We start from the raw sequence: 16,406 nt of genomic DNA on the forward strand, positions 1-16,406 counted from the left end.
TCAGGATAGGTAGTGCTTCAACGCGCGCCCGGCCTGGTGGATCGCCGAATGCACCGCCGGGACGTGGGCGAGCGGATTCAACAGGCCGTAGTCGTGGATCAGCCCGTTGTAGCGGGTGGCGGTGACCTCGACGCCGGCGGCATCGAGCAGACGCGCGTAAGCTTCGCCTTCATCGCGCAGCACATCCAGCTCGGCGGTCTGCACCAGCGCCGGCGGCAAGCCCCGCAGCTGTTCCGGCGTGGCGTTGAGCGGCGAAGCGTAGATATCTTTGCGCTGCGCCTTATCGGGCGCGTAGCTGTCCCAAAACCACTTCATCATGTTGCGGGTCAGGAAATGGCCTTCGGCAAACTGATGATAGGAGTCGGTATCAAACTGGGCACGGGTGACGGGCCACAGCAGGATCTGGCAACGCAGCGCCGGTATGCCTTTCTCTTTGGCCATCAGGCTGACCACCGCCGCCATATTGCCGCCGGCGCTGTTGCCGACCACCGCCAGCCGTGAACCGTCGACGTTGATCTTCTCGCCGTACTCGGCCACCCATTCGGTGGCGGCGTAAGCCAGGTTGATCGCCTCGGGGTAGCGCACCTCCGGTGAGCGGGGATAGTTGACGAACACCGCCGCCGCGCCGGAGCTGTAAACCAGATCGCGCACCAGGCGCTCGTGGGTGGGGAAATCGCCCAGCACCCAGCCGCCGCCGTGAAAGAACATGAATACCGGCGGCGCCTCGTTGACCCTGGCCGGCCGCACCAGCTGCAGCAGAATATCCTGACCTTCTACGTGAATCGTTTTTTCGCTGATCTCGACCTCGCGCAGCGGCACCTCGACGCTGCGTTGCGCGTCCTCCAAGACCCTGCGTGCCTCTTTAGGCTTCATCTGTTCCATGGGTTTACCGCCGGCGGCATTCAGCGCGTCGAGAAATGCGCGGATGTCGTGCTGGGCGTGTGGCTGGCTGAGATCGACGGTTTTCTTGGGCATGGTGACTCCTTGGGCGCAGAAGAGAAGGGGCGGTCAGGATCACAGTGTAGCCGCTGGCAAACAAAGCGGGAGTGGAGGCTGACGGCGGTCAGCGCGGCCCGTGTTTTGGGGATGTTGCAGGTGGGATCTCCGCGTCACTGCCGTCTTGCACAATCCTGACGCACCGCTGCACCCAATTGGGGCAAAAAGTGTGAGGGCGAGCAAATTGGGTGAAATTATTTTTGCGAGCCCGATCAGAAATTCTAAAGTTTTTCGTAATTGAATAGGATTTCGCGCGCAATGGTGATTTTAGGCCTTATTTTTTAATTTATGCATTACCAATGCATAGAAAATGAATAAATATTCAATATAAGCCGTTGTTTTAACGTAAAAAATAGCAAAATCCGGCAAAAATCCCGTTTTGGCACGATAGCTGCTCTACACTCTTTATCAAACGACATGTATTTTAACTGCTCGTTAACATTTACTCCCCGCTCAGGGACCGGATATACGCCATAAATAGTGAAAAATCGATTTTATGTAACAGATTTGTTTCTAAATCAGCGGTAAGGGACAGTATTTTCTCCGCCGCGAAAGTCGGTTTTGAACAACGGTTTTTTTGCATTGTGGCGGCCTAACCGGGCTTGAGCGACCCTTACAGTCAAAATTCAGCCTTTGCTGAGATTATGAGGTCACTATGGAACAGCCAATCGCAGTTACCCGCCAGTCTTTCGATGACTGGATGGTCCCGGTTTATGCCCCTGCCGATTTTATTCTGGTGCGGGGCGAAGGATCGCAGGTGTGGGATCAGCAGGGTAAGTCTTATATCGATTTCGCCGGCGGCATCGCGGTTAACGCGTTGGGGCATGCGCACCCGGCGGTCAAGGCGGCGCTGGTGGAGCAGGCAGGCAAGCTGTGGCATCTGGGCAATGGCTATACCAACGAACCGGTGCTGCGCCTGGCCAAAAAACTGATCGACGCCACCTTCGCCGACAAGGTGTTCTTCTGTAACTCGGGCGCCGAAGCTAACGAAGCGGCGCTGAAACTGGCACGCAAACATGCGCACGATCAGCACGGCGCCGGTAAAGATCAGATTGTGGCGTTCAACAACGCGTTCCACGGTCGCACGCTGTTTACCGTGTCCGCCGGCGGCCAGCCAAAATATTCGCAGGACTTTGCGCCGCTGCCGGGCGGCATCACTCATACGCCGTATAACGATCTGGCCGCAGCGGCCGAGCTTATCAACGATCGCACCTGCGCGGTGATCGTCGAGCCGATCCAGGGCGAAGGCGGCGTGCTGCCGGCGGAAGCCAGTTTCCTGCAGGGGCTGCGTGAACTGTGCGATCGTCATAACGCGCTGCTGATCTTCGACGAAGTACAGACCGGCGTCGGCCGCACCGGCCACCTGTATGCCTATATGCAGTACGGCGTGGTGCCGGACGTGTTGACCACCGCGAAAGCGCTGGGCGGCGGCTTCCCGATCGGCGCCATGCTGACCACCGATGCGCTGGCGAAAACGCTGGGTGTCGGCACCCACGGCACCACCTACGGCGGCAACCCGCTGGCGACGGCGGTGGCGGGGGAAGTGTTCTCCATCATCAACACGCCGGAAGTGCTGGAAGGCGTCAAGCAGCGTCACCAGTGGTTCATCGACGGGTTGAACGACATCAATCGCCAGTACCCGATCTTCGCCGACATTCGCGGCGGCGGTTTGCTGATCGGCTGCCAATTGACGAAGGACTATGCCGGCAAAGCGAAGCAGATCACCCAACTGGCCAACGAAGAAGGCGTCATCGCGCTGATCGCCGGTCCGGACGTGGTGCGTTTCACGCCGTCGCTGATCATCCCTGAGCAGGATGTGAAAGAGGGGCTGGCGCGATTCGCGCGTGCCGTGGCGCGCATTTGCAGCTAATCAGCGGGCTGCGCCTTCACCGGCGCAGCCTGATTCAGAAGAGGTTCGCATTATGATGATTATTCGCCCTATAGAGCGTCGCGATCTGGCGGATTTGTTGACGCTTGCCGGTAAATCTGGCATCGGTCTCACTTCACTGCCGCAAAATGAAGATACCCTGTCGGCACGCATTGAGCGGGCGTTAAAAACCTGGCAAGGCGAACTTCCGCAAAGTGACCAGTGTTATCTGTTCGTGTTGGAGGATAGCGAGCGCCGGCAGGCGGTGGGGGTCTGCGCGATCGAAGTGGCTGTCGGCCTGGCAGAACCCTGGTACAGCTTCCGCGTCGGCACGCAGGTACATGCCTCCAAACAGCTGAACGTCTATAAATCGGTACCGACCCTGTTCCTCAGCAACGATCATACCGGCCATTCGGAGCTGTGCACGCTGTTCCTCGATCCGGACTATCGCCACGGTGAGAACGGCAAACTGCTGTCGAAGGTGCGTTTCCTGTTTATTGCCGCATTCCGCGAGCGTTTCTCCCGCCGTCTGATCGCCGAGATGCGCGGCTTCTCAGATGAAAACGGCCGTTCGCCGTTCTGGGAGAGCGTCGGCCACCGTTTCTTCTCCATCGAGTTCGCCAAGGCGGACTACCTGAGCGGCACCGGACAAAAGGCGTTTATCGCTGAACTGATGCCGAAACATCCGCTGTATGTCGATTTCCTGGCCGAAGACGCGCAGAAAGTGATCGGCGAAGTGCATCCGCAAACCCTGCCGGCACGCCGGTTGCTGGAGGCGGAAGGCCTGAGCTATCAGGGCTACGTCGATATCTTCGACGGCGGCCCGACGCTGGAAGCCGAGATCGACCATATCCGCGCGGTGAAGCAGAGCCGCCTGGTGAAAGTGGTGCTGGATGACACGCCGATGCGCGCTGATGCGCCGGTGCATCTGGTGGCCAACGACAACTATCAGAACTACCGCGCACTGTTGGTCAATGCCGAACTGTATGACGACCGCCTGCATATCAACGCCGCCACCGCTGCGGCGCTGGGCGTCGAGCAGGGCAGCCCGGTGCGGGTGCTCCCCCTTATTGCACAGGAGAAAGCATGATGTCCCATCCTGCTCTGTTGATTAACGGCGTCTGGCGGCAGGGCCGCGGCGCCGAGTTCGGCAAAGCCGATCCGGTCGGCAACCAGCCGCTGTGGCGCGCTAACGCCGCCGATACTGACGACGTCGCCGCCGCCTGCGAGGCCGCGCGTGCCGCGTTTCCCTCCTGGGCGCGTACGCCGTTTGAACAGCGCGAACAGCTGGTGAAACGCTTCGCCGCCTTGCTGGAAGAGCACAAACAGTCGCTGGCGGAAACCATCAGCCGTGAGACCGGTAAACCGCGTTGGGAAACGTTGACCGAAATTCAGGCGATGATCGGTAAAGTGGGCATTTCGCTGCAGGCCTACCAATCGCGCACCGGTTTTAGCCAGACGGCGATGGCCGACGGCGCTTCGGTGCTGCGTCATCGCCCGCACGGCGTGCTGGCGGTGTTTGGGCCTTACAACTTCCCCGGCCATCTGCCGAACGGCCATATCGTGCCGGCGCTGCTGGCCGGAAACTGCGTGGTGTTCAAACCGAGCGAGCTGACGCCGCTGACCGCCGAGGAAACCCTGAAGCTGTGGCAGCAGGCCGGCCTGCCGGACGGGGTGATCAATCTGGTGCAAGGCGGCCGGGAAACCGGCGAAGCGCTGGCGGCCAGTGCGGATATCGACGGCCTGCTGTTCACCGGCAGCGCCGGCACCGGCTATCACCTGCATCGCCAATTGGCGGGGCAGCCGGAGAAGATCCTGGCGCTGGAGATGGGCGGTAACAACGCGCTGATCGTCGATGGCTTCGAGGATCGCGACGCGGCGGTCAACCTGGCTATCCAATCGGCGTTTATCTCCGCCGGCCAACGCTGCACCTGTTCACGCCGCATTTTGGTGAAGCAGGGGGCGGAAGGCGACGCCTTTATCGCGCGTTTGGTTCAGGTCGCGGGCGAACTGCGCGTTGGCCGTTGGGATGCCGAACCGCAGCCGTTCATGGGCGGGGTGGTGTCGGCAGCCGCGGCGGAGAACATGCTGAAAGCGCAGCAAAACTTGCTGGCGCTGGGCGGCAAATCGCTGCTGACCATGCGCCTGCTGGAGCCGGGCAGTTCGCTGCTCAGCCCGGGCATCATCGAGCTGACCGGCGTGGCCGGCGTACCGGACGAAGAGTACTTCGGGCCGTTGACCACGATTGTGCGTTACCGCGATTTCGACGAGGCGCTGCAGCTGGCCAACCGGACGCGCTACGGCCTGTCGGTGGGGCTGGTATCGCCGCAGCGTGAGCTGTTCGAGCGGTTGCTATTGGAAGCGCGTGCCGGCATCGTCAACTGGAACAAGCCGCTGACCGGAGCGTCCAGCGCGGCGCCGTTCGGTGGCGTGGGAGCCTCCGGCAACCATCGCCCAAGCGCCTTCTATGCGGCGGACTATTGCGCCTGGCCGATGGCGTCGCTGGAAAGCGAAAGCCTGTCGCTGCCGGCGACGCTCTCGCCGGGCTTGTCGTTCCGTTAATCGTCTGCGGCGGCGCGATGGCGCTGCCGCAGGCCATCCCCAGGGGATAGCCATGTCAGGATATGAAGTCAATTTCGACGGTTTGGTGGGGCCGACGCACCACTATGCCGGGCTGTCGTTCGGTAACGAGGCCTCTACGCAGCATCAAAACAGCGTATCGAACCCGAAGCTGGCGGCGAAGCAAGGTCTGCTGAAAATGAAGGCGCTGGCCGATCTCGGTTTCCAGCAAGGGGTATTGCCGCCGCAGGAGCGGCCGCATCTGCCGATGCTGCGTCGCCTGGGCTTCAGCGGCAGCGATGAGACGGTGCTGGCGCAGGTGATGCGTCAATCACCGCGTTTGCTGTCGGCGCTCAGCTCGGCGTCTTGCATGTGGACCGCCAATGCGGCCACCGTGTCGCCCTCGGCGGACAGCGCCGACGGCAAGGTGCACTTCACTGCCGCCAACCTGAACAATAAATTCCACCGCGCCATCGAGGCGGAAACCACCACCGCCGTATTGCGGGCGATGTTCAGCGACGATCGGCATTTTGCCCACCACGAGGCGCTGCCGCAGGTGGCGTTATTCGGCGACGAAGGGGCGGCCAACCATAACCGTCTGGGCGGCGACTACGCCAAGCGCAGCGTGCAGATGTTCGTCTACGGTCGTCAGGAATTCGGTGGCGAAACGGCGCCGACGCGTTATCCGGCGCGCCAAACGCGCGAAGCCAGCGAGGCAATCGCTCGCCTGCACCAACTGGACGAGCAGCATACGGTCTTCGTACAGCAAAACCCAGCGGTGATCGATCAGGGCGTATTCCATAACGACGTGATAGCGGTCAGTAACCAGAACGTGCTGTTCCACCACCAGCAGGCGTTTTACCGCCAGCAACAGGCGTTGGATGACTTGCGCCGCAAGATGGCGACGCTGGACAGCGAGCTGGTGGCAATCGAGGTGCCGACAGAGCGCGTCTCGGTGGCGGACGCGGTAGCGACCTATCTGTTCAACAGCCAAATTCTCACCAAGCCGAACGGCAAGATGATGATCGTGGTGCCAGAAGAGTCGCGCCAACATGCCGGCGTGTGGCGTTATCTGAACGACATGGTCGGCAGCGGCGGCCCGATCGATGAAATTCGCGTGTTTGACCTGCGCGAAAGCATGCGCAACGGCGGCGGCCCGGCCTGCCTGCGGTTGCGGGTGGCGCTCAACGAGCAGGAGCTGCGGGCGGTGAATCCACGCGTGATGATGAACGAGCGGCTGTTCGCGACGCTGAACGAGTGGGTGGATCGCCATTACCGCGATCGCCTGACGCAGGATGACCTGGCCGATCCGCTGCTGCTGCGCGAAGGGCGTGAGGCGCTGGATTCGCTGACGTCGATCCTCGGTCTCGGCGCCATTTATCCGTTCCAACGCTAAGGGAGGCGGCATGATCGATCTACTGCCCCTGACGCTGGAAGGGAACGAACCCGTCGAATGGCAAGGTGAAACGCCGCAGCTGCGCTGGCGTTGGCAGGGGGAAGGCGTGCTGGAGCTTATGCCGCGGCAGCCTTACCGCCAGGCGATGGTCATGTCGGCGGGCGTGCACGGCAACGAAACCGCGCCGATTGAACTGCTCAATCAGCTGGTTGGCGATCTGCTGATCGGCCGGTTGCCGCTGACGGTGCGGCTGTTGGTGGTGCTGGGCAACCCGGCGGCGATGCGGGCCGGCAAGCGTTATCTGCACAGCGACATGAACCGCATGTTCGGCGGCCGCTACCGCAACTTCGCCGCCAGCGGCGAGACCGTGCGTGCGCAGCAGTTGGAGCGTGCGCTCGCCGCCTTTTTCGATGGGGAACTGGCGGCGCGTTTCCATTACGATCTGCACACTGCCATCCGTGAATCGCGGTTGCCACGTTTCGGCATTCTGCCTTTCCAGAAACGCCCGTACAGTGAGCCGATGCTGAAGCTGCTGGATGCCGCCGATTTGGATGCGCTGGTGGTGCACAGCGCACCAGGCGGGACGTTTAGCCACTATTCCAGCGAGCATCTCAATGCGGCGAGCTGTACGCTCGAGCTGGGCAAGGCGCGACCGTTTGGCAGCAACGATCTACAGCAGTTTGCTGCCATCGATCGCGCTTTGCGGGCGGCGGTCAGCGAGGGGCCGTTGCCGGAGCGCGAGGGCGAGGCGATCCGGGTATTCCGTGTGATGCATTCGTTGATCAAACACAGCGAGGATTTCAAGCTGCACCTGGATGATGACACGGCCAACTTCACCGAGTTGAAACCGGGGATGTTGCTGTGCGAGCAGCCGCAGGAGGACTATCGCGTTGGCCAAGAGGGCGCGTGGATACTGTTCCCTAACCCCACTGTGGCGCTGGGCCTGCGCGCTGGCATGCTGTTGAGCGAAGTTTCCCGTTCTACGCTCTATTGATTTATCCTCGGCGGCGCCGTCAGCGCGCCGCCGTTATTCCGTTCATTATTTTGCTCTGCTATTTCCCGCTATTTTAATTGCCCTAAGGCGAATTTTATTCGTTCCTAATGCCTCCTTTTATACGCGTGAATAAAAGGAGGTATCAGGTCGTTATCTGAAAGCCTTAATTGCCTGGTGAGATTGTTAAGATAAAAATGTGAAATAAGTAACGTTTTTAATAACCATGCTAATTTTGTTGTTACTTTTGAATCGCGCAGAAAGCACGCAAAACGAAACCAAAATGCACCAAAAGAGTGCGATGCACCATTTTGGTTATAAGTTATGTGATAAAAAATTCTTATATTCAATAAGTTATATGCTTTCTTATTGGAAATATTTAGTTACAAATAAACATGCTTTCTCCTCGTTGTTTCATGAACTTTTTGATTTTAAGTTTTGATTCATGATGCTAATGTCACATCACCCCACATTAGGGGGGCTCATAAAATACCAAAAGATAAAATCACAGCCCAAACTATAAATTGGGCGTGACGGGCAGGGTTCTAATTATAATATCTAGGAAAATAAATGATGAAACGCAGTGTATTAGCCTTAGCTGTCGCCCTCGGGGCGATCACCTCCTTCGCCAACGCGGCTGAAATCTACAATAAGGATGGTAATAAACTCGACCTGTACGGCCGCGTTAACGCCAAGCATTATTTCAGCGACAGTAAGTCCAATGACGGCGATATGACCTATGTTCGCCTGGGCTTCAAAGGCGAAACGCAAATCAATGACCAGTTGACCGGTTACGGTCAGTGGGAATACAACGTCCAGGCCAATCACGACGAAGCGCAGGGCACCGCCGGCACCAAAACGCGTCTGGGCTTCGCGGGGCTGAAATTCGGCAACTACGGTTCTTTCGACTACGGCCGTAACTACGGTGTGGTGTATGACGCCGAGGCTTACACCGACATGCTGCCAGAATTCGGCGGCGACTCCTACAGCTATACCGATAACTTTATGACCGCCCGTTCCAACGGTTTGGCTACCTACCGTAACCGTGATTTCTTCGGTTTGGTGGAAGGCCTGAATCTGGCGGTGCAGTATCAGGGTAAAAACGACGGCGACGGTCGCAGCGTGACCAAGCAAAACGGCGACGGTTACGGCCTGTCCCTGGACTACCAGGACATCGGCGGTTCCGGCATCGGCGTAGCGGCGGCGTTCTCTGATTCTAACCGCACCAGCAAGCAAAAAGAGCTGCAGTATGGTAAGGGCGACAGCGCCACTGCATGGACCACCGCAGTGAAATACGACGCCAACCAGGTTTACCTGGCCGCGATGTATGCCGAAACCCGTAACATGACGCCGATCAGCGTCAATGGCACCTCCGGCTTCGCCAATAAAACGCAAAACTTCGAAGTGGTGGCCCAGTATCAATTCGAAAACGGCCTGCGTCCTTCCTTGGGCTACGTGCAGTCCAAAGGCAAGGATATCGAAGGGATCGGTGATGCCGACCTGGTGAAATATGTGGAAGTGGGGGCGACTTACTACTTCAACAAAAATATGTACACCTACGTTGATTATCAAATCAACCAGCTGAGCGACAATAACAAACTGAAACTGGCCAACGATGATATCGTTGCCGTCAGCTTGACGTATCGCTTCTAAGCGGCAATTTCATTACCTTCATCCTGTGTCGGGAGTGGTAATCAGGCAGGGCGTAAGCCCTGCCTTAGCTTGCTGACAAAGGAGGAAAAAGCGTGGTTTTTCCTCCTTTGTGGTGAGCAGTCGAAAATCAATGAATTGATTTTCCTTATTTTAAAGGTTGTCTTCGGTAAACCTGGTAATGTCATCAGGTTTGTCATTAACCTCAGGCAGGGCGCAAGCCCTGCCTTTGTTTTATCGGGAACTCAGCCTTTGGGTGCCAACCCGACCAGCTCAATGGCGGAACGCAGCGCGGCGAAACGTTGCTGATCCTGCTCCCGCTCTATTTCGGTCACCAGCTGTGAAAGAATATTGCCGCCGGATACTTTTTTATGGTTTTTGATTAACTGCAACACTGCGTCGCCTAACGCCAGGCTGACGTCGCGCAGCAGAGTTTCATATTGCTCGTTGGAATGAGCTGATGCTGGCATGACCTTTCTCTGTCTCTCTCTTCTTCGGGAGCCGCAATTTAGCAAAACAGCGGCCTTATGCCTCGGAGGAAGGCGAAGTTTCTGATGAAATCAGAAATTCCTCAGCATCGCGCGGGGAGGGAATTAAAAATCCGAATATTCGCTGGCTGGCAACCAGAAGCCGTCAATGAACTCTTCCATGGGATAACAACCGGCGTGTCGCAAGTTCTGTTCCTTCATCGCGACCAGGCATTGTGGCTCGTCGCGCAATATGTCGACCACCATTTCACTGCAGCCACCATCCAGATAACAGACAAACATCACCAATGCGTACATCGTTGCACGCCTCCTTCGTCGAGTTGCCTTGTCTGCAACAGTGTAGGTAAAAAAGCACGATTTTTCAGCATCATTGCGCAATTAATCACCGTTGAAACGCCGCTGACGACACTTTCGGAATACTCTACCCGTTTCTGGCGCCGTGAGCGGATGGCATATCCTTTTGACGATGCTAAGCTTAACAAGCCTTACTTAAACGCATTAATGCAACCATCAAAAGGAGTGAATATGGGCTTGTTTAACTTCGTCAAAGAAGCGGGAGAAAAACTGTGGGACACAGTCACCGGCAATGCCTCCGCCGAAGATCAAGGCGCCAAACTCAAGGAGCATCTCGATAAGAGCGGCTTGCCGGGCACCGACAAAGTCGATGTGCAGGTGGTCGATGGTAAAGCCGTAGTGACCGGCGATGCCGTCAGCCAGGAGTTAAAAGAGAAGATCCTGGTGGCTATCGGCAACGTGGCGGGTATCAGCGGGGTGGAAGACAAGGTGGCGGTGACGCAACCCGACGCCGAGAGCCGCTTCTATACCGTGAAGAAGGGCGATACGCTGAGCGCGATCTCTAAAGAGATGTACGGCAACGCCAATCTGTACAACAAGATTTTTGAAGCCAACAAGCCGATGCTGTCGAGCCCGGACAAGATTTATCCGGGGCAGGTATTGCGTATCCCGCAATAACGCGTAGGTCTGCCATAGCCCGGTTGCGTACCGGGCTTTTTTTTGTCCTCTGCAATAGGCGTCTCTTATTTCCCTGCGATCTCCATGCCAGTTACATCTCCCCTGTGTCCCTGCTCGCTCGCCGGCAGGGGCGGTGTTGACCCTGATGGGGAAAATTGATAGCGTCATCTCCCGGTTGAGGCCGGAACGACCAAGGCGCCAACGTGCGTGCCTTATTCTGAGGGGATATTTTGCCCCGTCAAACAGCAATGCAGCAGTTGAACGAGTGAAAACCGATTTAGTGAAACAACAGCGTAACGCCTCAACGGATAAAAATTATCGAGAAACCTTGGGTGATGCGCAATTTGCGATCGTCGTGTTGGCGGTGGCGTCCTGCTCACTGATTATCTTTACGCTGGCGGTCACGCTGTGGGTGACCTGACGCGATTAACTAGGGGAGATAAAATGGAGCCTAATCTCCATGATGAAACCAAACTGCTGGCGATCATCGGCCTGTTGGTGTCCGTGCTGCTGGTGGTATCAATTCTCTTTGGCGTGACCTATTTCTCCGATCTCAGGCACGCGCATGACGATCTAGACATCAAGAGCTGCTATATCAAAGCGCCCTGAACCGCGCGAAAGCGCCTGAGCGTCGCCGCTCTGTGGGGGCTACCCTGTGTTAAGATTGGGGGTACCCTTGGCGAATCGGCGCCATTCAGGAGGTCTTTGCGATGAGTCAGTCACGTCCTACGCTCTCTTCATCTTCACGCGAATGCCCTGTCGTTGACGGCGTGCGCCAGATACAACGTATTGCCGTGCGTAATGCCGAAGTGGGAGGTATCCCGATCAATCGTGCGTTGCCAACTCGGGAGCGGCGCACCGTCGGCGCCTGGTGTTTTCTCGATCACGCTGGACCGACGGTATTCAACGGCACCTCGCCCGGCATGGATGTGGGGCCGCATCCGCACATCGGGCTGCAAACGTTCACCTGGATGATAGAGGGTGAAGTGCTGCACCGTGACAGCCTCGGCAGTGAGCAAGTGATTCGCCCAGGGCAGGTTAATCTGATGACCGCAGGGCGTGGCATTGCGCATACGGAACAGTCGGTGGGCGAGCAGCGGCGATTGCATGCCGCACAATTATGGATCGCGCTGCCGGCCGAACATGCCGACATGGCGCCACGTTTCGATCACTATCCGGACTTGCCACAATGGCAGAATAACGGCGTGAATCACCGTTTGTTGGTCGGGGAATTTGGCGCTTATCGTTCACCGGTGTTTACTTTCTCGCCACTAATTGCCATTGATATGGAGTGGCAGGAAGCGGCGAGGATAGAATTGCCGCTGCGCGATGATTATGAAATCGGCTTTTTGCCCCTTATTGGTGCATTTGAACTTAATGGTGAAACTTTTTCACCTGATGAGTTTGCCTATTTGGGCATGAAGAATAACTCTATTGGGTTAAATGCACGGAAGGGCAGCCGGGGATTATTAATCGGTGGAGTGCCACTAAACGAAGAGATCCTTATCTGGTGGAATTTCGTTGGCCATACCAAAGCTGAAATTACTCAGGCTCAGCATGATTGGGAGCAAGAGGCGCCGCGTTTCCCGGCGGTTGACGGTTATTCTGGTGAGCGCATGACCGCGCCACGCCTGCCCTGGAGCGATGTTTGATAGCGTTAGGATATAATCGCCGCGGTTATTCGGCTTATTTCGCTCTAATAAGACGTAATTAATGTGATCGCGGCTCCAGCTTTAGGACAATATAAGGTTTCTCGGCGGAAAAGTGATCTGGCGCATATAATGACAACGAGAAGAAGTTTAGGATAATCCTCAGGAAGTCAGGTTGTCTCCCGTTAGTCAGATGTCAGTGAGGTCATTATGAGCCAGGTACTCTATCGTGCAAGACTGTCCCATGTCGTGGTTGCCACGGCGTTGTTTTGGGTCTCTGTCGCGGCATTGTTGGTCGCCGTATTAAACTAACCTCAAAAAATGACTCCTGCATAAACCCGCTTCGGCGGGTTTTTTTATCTCTATCGATGGGGAGGTGAGAGGCGGCGTTTATAATTGACGACATCTTCAATAAACGACAGGGATCATCATGAAGCTCTTTGCCGATATTTTGTTGCTGCTCATCGCAGCGCTCCATCTTTATATCCTGGTGTTGGAAATGTTCCTGTGGCGTACGCCACTCGGCAGACGCGCATTTGGCACGACGGCGGAGTTCGCTGCAGCCACGCGGGTGTTGGCCGCCAATCAGGGGTTGTACAACGGCTTTCTGGCGTTGGGGTTGGCATGGAGCTACTGGCGTGAGGATATGGCGCTGCAGCTGTTTTTTCTCGGGTGTGTGCTGGCGGCCGGCGTATTCGGCGGCCTGAGCGCCAGCCGTAAAATTCTCTGGGTGCAGGCTCTGCCGGCCGCGATCGCGATACTGGCGGTCTGGGGAACGCGTTAACCCGCCGGTTTACGGCGGGCTTCAGGCGGATTTTTGATGAATGACGTGCAGCGGCGGATCGATGTGCAGATCGACGCTCAAATCCTGGCGAAAATCATAGGGCGTGATATTAAAACGCTTTCTGAACATGTAGGTGAAGTGGGACTGTGAACCGAAGCCAAAGTCCAGGGCGATATCGAAGATCGACGCTTCACTGCTGCGCAGTTGATAGACCGCGCCGGCCAGACGGCGTTCGCGAATGTATTTGCCGAGCGAAATCCCTGTCGCTTCTTTGAACAGCTTCTGCATGTGCCACAGCGAGTAGCCGGAGTACTCGGCCAACTCTTCGAGATGGATCACTCGTCCGAGGTGAGTTTCGACCCATTTGCTGAGGGCGCAGACCAATGAGAGGTGGTGTTCTTGTATCATCAGTGCGTCAGTGTGAGACCTACATAGCGGTGAAGTATACACAACTTGCCGCCGTGGACAAAAACGCCACCGATGACCGGGGGGGATTATTCGGAAAAACCGTTGAACCGCCGCTTGTCAGCCGAAAGGAAAAACGGCTAATCTGAGACTGTCGCCGCCGCGGTGGGGGACGGAAAGAAGGCCACAGCAAGTAACCGCCAAAACAGAGTCAGCCGTAACAACTCAACGTTGATGGGGTGATCGCATGTTAATGACAGTGATTATTACTCTGGTTGTAATCGTGGGCGTCGGCGCTTTTATGGCGATGCCGGTGATGAGCATGAAAAATGCGGAAAGTGTGGGAGGTGAAGAGCCGTGAGAGCAAGAGACATTGCACGCCGCTGAGCGGGGCGTTCGCTAATCGGGAAAGCCTGGGTCAGAAACCCGGGCTTTTTGTTGCGCGGGCGCTCAAACGTTTTTCCGCTCGACGGTTTCCTCTCCCCAATAAAGCTGGTCGGCGGTGGTTTTGGCAAAGGCCTTCTCCAGTGCTTCATCGCTGCCTTCTTCCCAGATTTTCTGCGCCAACACTTCGTCGTTCCCTGCCAGCTCAAAAATGGCTTCGGCGATTTCCACCGAAGTTTCACGCACTGTCGCCCAGGATTTCACATTGTGATTCGCCATAACTTTCTCCTGTTGGTTGTGGCTTATGGGTGGTTTTTGCCACCGTCATGCTGCAAGTATAGGCTAATCCGACGCGGGCTTTTGCCCGGCGGTGCGCAGAAGGGGAAAAAAACGGGGAGAGCGGGCAATGGCGCGGACGCCGTGCTATTCTGTGCGGCGTTTGAATCAAGAGGGAAAGTTATTATGTCTGACATGCTGAGCAACGAGCAGGAACTGGCTTCCGATCTGGTCGCTTGCCAACTGGTCATCAAACAGATTTTGGACGTTATCGACGTGATTGCGCCGACCGAAGTGCGCGACAAGATGGCGGGTCAGCTAAAAAGCATTGATTTCTCCACGCACCCGGCAGGTGCCGATCCGGTGACACGCCGAGCGATTGACAAGGCGATTGCGCTGATCGAGATGAAATTCACCCGCAGCTGAGGCGGGGCCGCCGCAAAGCGACGGCGTCGGGCGGTGGCGGTTAATCCACCACCGTTTCGATTTTCTTGAACAACGGGCAGTCGGCTACGCCGATGAAACCGTTGTCGCCATTCACGTACTGGGCGATCGCCACGTTGCGCGCCGTCAGGTATTTGCACTGCAATCCCAACCCGCCAACGTTTTTGTTGCTGCCGATCAGCACGCCGTAACCCGAGATCAAAAAACCGCCGTAAATGACCGCTAGCACCAGTACCCACTTAATCAATTTGCTCATTGCGCTTCCTCATTATCCCTGAGGGTTCATCTAGCCATGACTGCCGCGCGACGACAAGGGTAACAGTCTGAAAACCGGGCAATAGCCAGAAATCTAAACGGAAAGTTAAACTTCGTTTAACTTCGCTGTGATAACATGCGCGATAGATTACCCAGATAACAATGAGGCTGCTAAATTTGTTGCGAAAAAAAATCCTCGTGATAATGACGGCCGTCGCTGCCTGCCTGTTTTTCTACCTGCTGGCGCTGGATAGCTATTGCGACGACGGTGGAAATTTTGCGTTGGGCATCTGTTCGGTGACCCGCTTCGTGCCCTGGTAAGCAATTTTCGGTAGGGATGTTCGCACGGCCGCCGCGAGTGCTAAGATGGCGGCCTGAATTTCGCAGTAGATAGGGTTGTCCATGTACGATTTAGGTTTTGGCCAGAACGGCCTGTTGTCGCTGGCGCTCGCCGTTGTGGCATTGTTGGCCGGGCTGTGGGTTTGGTTCCTGGTGAACCGCGCCAGTGTGCGCGCCAACGAGCAGATTCGCCTGCTGCAGGAAATTGCCGAGCAACAACGCCAGCAAACGGCGCTGTTGAAGCGTTTGGCGCACAGCGCAGGCGCTGACGGCGCCGCTGCGGGTGACGACGACGATCTCAGCCCCGCGCTGGATTTCAAAGGTTTTATCCCCGAACGTTGAACATGATGCTCCGGCCGGCGGCAGCGTCGCCGGGGCGTTTCAGTAAAACACCATGCCCTGATACGGTTTTTCCCGGCATGCCGCCAGGCGGCTGGCCAGATCGCCGGCATGGATCTCCAACTGATGCCCATCGGGATCGAGAAAGTAGAGCGATTCGCCTTCGCTGCGATTGCTTTTCCACTCTTCGACGCCGGCCTGGCGCAGCCGCTCGCTGACCCGTTCAATGTGTTCCGGCGCGACGCTGAAGGCGTAATGGGTGTAATCACGCTCCCGTGGTTGCATGCGGGCCTCATCCAATGACAGACACAGCCACAACGCCCCCAACGACAGATAGGCGCCGCCTTGCCAGCGGGCGTGAGGGGTAAACCCCAACAGATGACGATAAAAATCGAAGCTGCGATCGAGATCGCTGACGGCGAGCGTCAGGTGGTTGAGGCCGGTCAACATGCGTGCGTTTCCTGGGCGCTAAACAGAGGAAAAGTGTACGCAGAAGGGGAGAAAAGTTAAAGGGAGCAAAACATTAGTTCAGATAATGTGAAAACCGGCGGCACTGTCATAAAACTGTCTTACAGACATCGTAATGTAGCGCGAACCTTACGAAAGATGGAT

General features: G+C 56.8%; 21 protein-coding genes. 14 read left to right on the top strand and 7 right to left on the bottom strand.

Annotated features, from left to right (window positions below; all coding sequences use genetic code 11):
- Nucleotides 1–975, bottom strand: coding sequence for an alpha/beta hydrolase (locus BVU99_RS13590; RefSeq protein WP_043143872.1), 975 nt, complete (start codon nucleotides 973–975; stop codon nucleotides 1–3).
- Between the two features lie 676 nt (nucleotides 976–1,651).
- On the opposite strand from BVU99_RS13590, the gene BVU99_RS13595 reads away from it, so the two are divergent.
- The 6 genes from BVU99_RS13595 to BVU99_RS13620 all read left to right on the top strand — a co-directional run bounded on the left by BVU99_RS13595 (nucleotide 1,652) and on the right by BVU99_RS13620 (nucleotide 9,462).
- Nucleotides 1,652–2,866, top strand: a complete 1,215-nt coding sequence (locus tag BVU99_RS13595) for an aspartate aminotransferase family protein (RefSeq protein ID WP_025303180.1) — start codon at nucleotides 1,652–1,654, stop codon at nucleotides 2,864–2,866.
- A gap of 52 nt (nucleotides 2,867–2,918) precedes the next feature.
- Nucleotides 2,919–3,953 (top strand): arginine N-succinyltransferase, encoded by a 1,035-nt coding sequence (astA, locus tag BVU99_RS13600; RefSeq protein ID WP_049204091.1) that lies wholly within the window; start codon nucleotides 2,919–2,921, stop codon nucleotides 3,951–3,953.
- Nucleotides 3,953–5,425: a succinylglutamate-semialdehyde dehydrogenase gene (gene astD, locus BVU99_RS13605; RefSeq protein ID WP_089196532.1), complete on the top strand. Its 1,473-nt coding sequence runs from the start codon at nucleotides 3,953–3,955 to the stop codon at nucleotides 5,423–5,425. Before astA ends, astD begins: the two co-directional genes overlap by 1 nt.
- Before the next feature lie 52 nt (nucleotides 5,426–5,477).
- Entirely contained in the window at nucleotides 5,478–6,818 is a 1,341-nt protein-coding gene (gene astB, locus BVU99_RS13610) for an N-succinylarginine dihydrolase (protein ID WP_049295797.1), read from the top strand.
- Between the two features lie 10 nt (nucleotides 6,819–6,828).
- A complete protein-coding gene (gene astE, locus BVU99_RS13615; RefSeq protein ID WP_043143868.1) occupies nucleotides 6,829–7,812 on the top strand; it encodes a succinylglutamate desuccinylase in 984 nt (327 codons plus the stop codon).
- Nucleotides 7,813–8,379: 567 nt separating this feature from the next.
- On the top strand, nucleotides 8,380–9,462 hold the full coding sequence (locus BVU99_RS13620; RefSeq protein ID WP_025303175.1) for a porin: 1,083 nt from the start codon (nucleotides 8,380–8,382) through the stop codon (nucleotides 9,460–9,462).
- Nucleotides 9,463–9,704: 242 nt separating this feature from the next.
- Here BVU99_RS13620 and BVU99_RS13630 read toward each other — a convergent pair whose 3' ends face one another.
- Nucleotides 9,705–9,929: a biofilm development regulator YmgB/AriR family protein gene (locus tag BVU99_RS13630; RefSeq protein ID WP_016927388.1), complete on the bottom strand. Its 225-nt coding sequence runs from the start codon at nucleotides 9,927–9,929 to the stop codon at nucleotides 9,705–9,707.
- A gap of 123 nt (nucleotides 9,930–10,052) precedes the next feature.
- Nucleotides 10,053–10,244, bottom strand: coding sequence for a YebW family protein (locus BVU99_RS13635; RefSeq protein WP_004934567.1), 192 nt, complete (start codon nucleotides 10,242–10,244; stop codon nucleotides 10,053–10,055).
- 228 nt (nucleotides 10,245–10,472) lie between these two features.
- Between BVU99_RS13635 and lysM the strand changes: the two genes are divergently transcribed.
- The 5 genes from lysM to BVU99_RS13650 all read left to right on the top strand — a co-directional run bounded on the left by lysM (nucleotide 10,473) and on the right by BVU99_RS13650 (nucleotide 13,352).
- On the top strand, nucleotides 10,473–10,919 hold the full coding sequence (lysM, locus tag BVU99_RS13640) for a peptidoglycan-binding protein LysM (RefSeq protein WP_025303174.1): 447 nt from the start codon (nucleotides 10,473–10,475) through the stop codon (nucleotides 10,917–10,919).
- A 265-nt stretch (nucleotides 10,920–11,184) separates the two neighbouring features.
- The gene (locus BVU99_RS25120; protein WP_016927390.1) at nucleotides 11,185–11,340 is read left to right on the top strand and encodes a hypothetical protein; all 156 of its coding nucleotides are present in this window, start codon (nucleotides 11,185–11,187) and stop codon (nucleotides 11,338–11,340) included.
- Between the two features lie 23 nt (nucleotides 11,341–11,363).
- Nucleotides 11,364–11,528, top strand: a complete 165-nt coding sequence (locus BVU99_RS25125) for a hypothetical protein (RefSeq protein ID WP_165698101.1) — start codon at nucleotides 11,364–11,366, stop codon at nucleotides 11,526–11,528.
- 101 nt (nucleotides 11,529–11,629) lie between these two features.
- Complete coding sequence (locus BVU99_RS13645; protein WP_025303173.1) at nucleotides 11,630–12,571, top strand: pirin family protein; 942 nt, start codon at nucleotides 11,630–11,632, stop codon at nucleotides 12,569–12,571.
- 427 nt (nucleotides 12,572–12,998) lie between these two features.
- The gene (locus BVU99_RS13650) at nucleotides 12,999–13,352 is read left to right on the top strand and encodes a DUF1304 domain-containing protein (RefSeq protein ID WP_025303172.1); all 354 of its coding nucleotides are present in this window, start codon (nucleotides 12,999–13,001) and stop codon (nucleotides 13,350–13,352) included.
- A gap of 21 nt (nucleotides 13,353–13,373) precedes the next feature.
- On the opposite strand, the gene BVU99_RS13655 is transcribed toward BVU99_RS13650, so the two are convergent.
- Nucleotides 13,374–13,760, bottom strand: coding sequence for a helix-turn-helix domain-containing protein (locus tag BVU99_RS13655; protein WP_004927697.1), 387 nt, complete (start codon nucleotides 13,758–13,760; stop codon nucleotides 13,374–13,376).
- Nucleotides 13,761–14,207: 447 nt separating this feature from the next.
- A complete protein-coding gene (locus tag BVU99_RS13660) occupies nucleotides 14,208–14,420 on the bottom strand; it encodes a YccJ family protein (protein ID WP_004927694.1) in 213 nt (70 codons plus the stop codon).
- Nucleotides 14,421–14,603: 183 nt separating this feature from the next.
- Between BVU99_RS13660 and BVU99_RS13665 the strand changes: the two genes are divergently transcribed.
- The gene (locus tag BVU99_RS13665) at nucleotides 14,604–14,843 is read left to right on the top strand and encodes a DUF2766 family protein (protein ID WP_025303170.1); all 240 of its coding nucleotides are present in this window, start codon (nucleotides 14,604–14,606) and stop codon (nucleotides 14,841–14,843) included.
- Between the two features lie 40 nt (nucleotides 14,844–14,883).
- Here the strand turns inward: BVU99_RS13665 and BVU99_RS13670 are convergent, their stop codons facing one another.
- The gene (locus BVU99_RS13670; RefSeq protein ID WP_004927690.1) at nucleotides 14,884–15,117 is read right to left on the bottom strand and encodes a YobH family protein; all 234 of its coding nucleotides are present in this window, start codon (nucleotides 15,115–15,117) and stop codon (nucleotides 14,884–14,886) included.
- 203 nt (nucleotides 15,118–15,320) lie between these two features.
- Here BVU99_RS13670 and mgrB point away from each other — a divergent pair, with 203 nt between their 5' ends.
- Together mgrB and BVU99_RS13680 are read left to right on the top strand one after the other, a co-directional pair.
- A complete protein-coding gene (gene mgrB / locus BVU99_RS13675) occupies nucleotides 15,321–15,437 on the top strand; it encodes a PhoP/PhoQ regulator MgrB (protein WP_019452853.1) in 117 nt (38 codons plus the stop codon).
- A gap of 81 nt (nucleotides 15,438–15,518) precedes the next feature.
- Nucleotides 15,519–15,797, top strand: a complete 279-nt coding sequence (locus BVU99_RS13680) for a YebO family protein (protein WP_049203953.1) — start codon at nucleotides 15,519–15,521, stop codon at nucleotides 15,795–15,797.
- A gap of 39 nt (nucleotides 15,798–15,836) precedes the next feature.
- Here the strand turns inward: BVU99_RS13680 and fos are convergent, their stop codons facing one another.
- Entirely contained in the window at nucleotides 15,837–16,244 is a 408-nt protein-coding gene (fos, locus tag BVU99_RS13685) for a fosfomycin resistance glutathione transferase (protein WP_025303168.1), read from the bottom strand.
- Nucleotides 16,245–16,406: the final 162 nt, after the last annotated feature.

This window comes from Serratia sp. OLAL2 (assembly GCF_002752475.1).
GTDB lineage: Bacteria > Pseudomonadota > Gammaproteobacteria > Enterobacterales > Enterobacteriaceae > Serratia > Serratia bockelmannii.

Excerpts from the sequence above, each read along its gene's own strand:
- astA (WP_049204091.1), top strand. The coding sequence starts at position 2,919 with ATGATGATTATTCGCCCTATAGAGCGTCGCGATCTGGCGGATTTGTTG.
- BVU99_RS13635 (WP_004934567.1), bottom strand. The coding sequence starts at position 10,244 with ATGTACGCATTGGTGATGTTTGTCTGTTATCTGGATGGTGGCTGCAGT.
- astE (WP_043143868.1), top strand. The coding sequence starts at position 6,829 with ATGATCGATCTACTGCCCCTGACGCTGGAAGGGAACGAACCCGTCGAA.
- BVU99_RS13655 (WP_004927697.1), bottom strand. The coding sequence starts at position 13,760 with ATGATACAAGAACACCACCTCTCATTGGTCTGCGCCCTCAGCAAATGG.
- BVU99_RS25125 (WP_165698101.1), top strand. The coding sequence starts at position 11,364 with ATGGAGCCTAATCTCCATGATGAAACCAAACTGCTGGCGATCATCGGC.
- BVU99_RS13630 (WP_016927388.1), bottom strand. The coding sequence starts at position 9,929 with ATGCCAGCATCAGCTCATTCCAACGAGCAATATGAAACTCTGCTGCGC.
- BVU99_RS13590 (WP_043143872.1), bottom strand. The coding sequence starts at position 975 with ATGCCCAAGAAAACCGTCGATCTCAGCCAGCCACACGCCCAGCACGAC.
- BVU99_RS13660 (WP_004927694.1), bottom strand. The coding sequence starts at position 14,420 with ATGGCGAATCACAATGTGAAATCCTGGGCGACAGTGCGTGAAACTTCG.
- BVU99_RS13680 (WP_049203953.1), top strand. The coding sequence starts at position 15,519 with ATGTACGATTTAGGTTTTGGCCAGAACGGCCTGTTGTCGCTGGCGCTC.
- BVU99_RS13645 (WP_025303173.1), top strand. The coding sequence starts at position 11,630 with ATGAGTCAGTCACGTCCTACGCTCTCTTCATCTTCACGCGAATGCCCT.
- BVU99_RS13665 (WP_025303170.1), top strand. The coding sequence starts at position 14,604 with ATGTCTGACATGCTGAGCAACGAGCAGGAACTGGCTTCCGATCTGGTC.
- astB (WP_049295797.1), top strand. The coding sequence starts at position 5,478 with ATGTCAGGATATGAAGTCAATTTCGACGGTTTGGTGGGGCCGACGCAC.
- BVU99_RS13650 (WP_025303172.1), top strand. The coding sequence starts at position 12,999 with ATGAAGCTCTTTGCCGATATTTTGTTGCTGCTCATCGCAGCGCTCCAT.
- mgrB (WP_019452853.1), top strand. The coding sequence starts at position 15,321 with ATGACGGCCGTCGCTGCCTGCCTGTTTTTCTACCTGCTGGCGCTGGAT.
- BVU99_RS13595 (WP_025303180.1), top strand. The coding sequence starts at position 1,652 with ATGGAACAGCCAATCGCAGTTACCCGCCAGTCTTTCGATGACTGGATG.
- BVU99_RS13620 (WP_025303175.1), top strand. The coding sequence starts at position 8,380 with ATGATGAAACGCAGTGTATTAGCCTTAGCTGTCGCCCTCGGGGCGATC.
- fos (WP_025303168.1), bottom strand. The coding sequence starts at position 16,244 with ATGTTGACCGGCCTCAACCACCTGACGCTCGCCGTCAGCGATCTCGAT.
- astD (WP_089196532.1), top strand. The coding sequence starts at position 3,953 with ATGTCCCATCCTGCTCTGTTGATTAACGGCGTCTGGCGGCAGGGCCGC.
- lysM (WP_025303174.1), top strand. The coding sequence starts at position 10,473 with ATGGGCTTGTTTAACTTCGTCAAAGAAGCGGGAGAAAAACTGTGGGAC.
- BVU99_RS13670 (WP_004927690.1), bottom strand. The coding sequence starts at position 15,117 with ATGAGCAAATTGATTAAGTGGGTACTGGTGCTAGCGGTCATTTACGGC.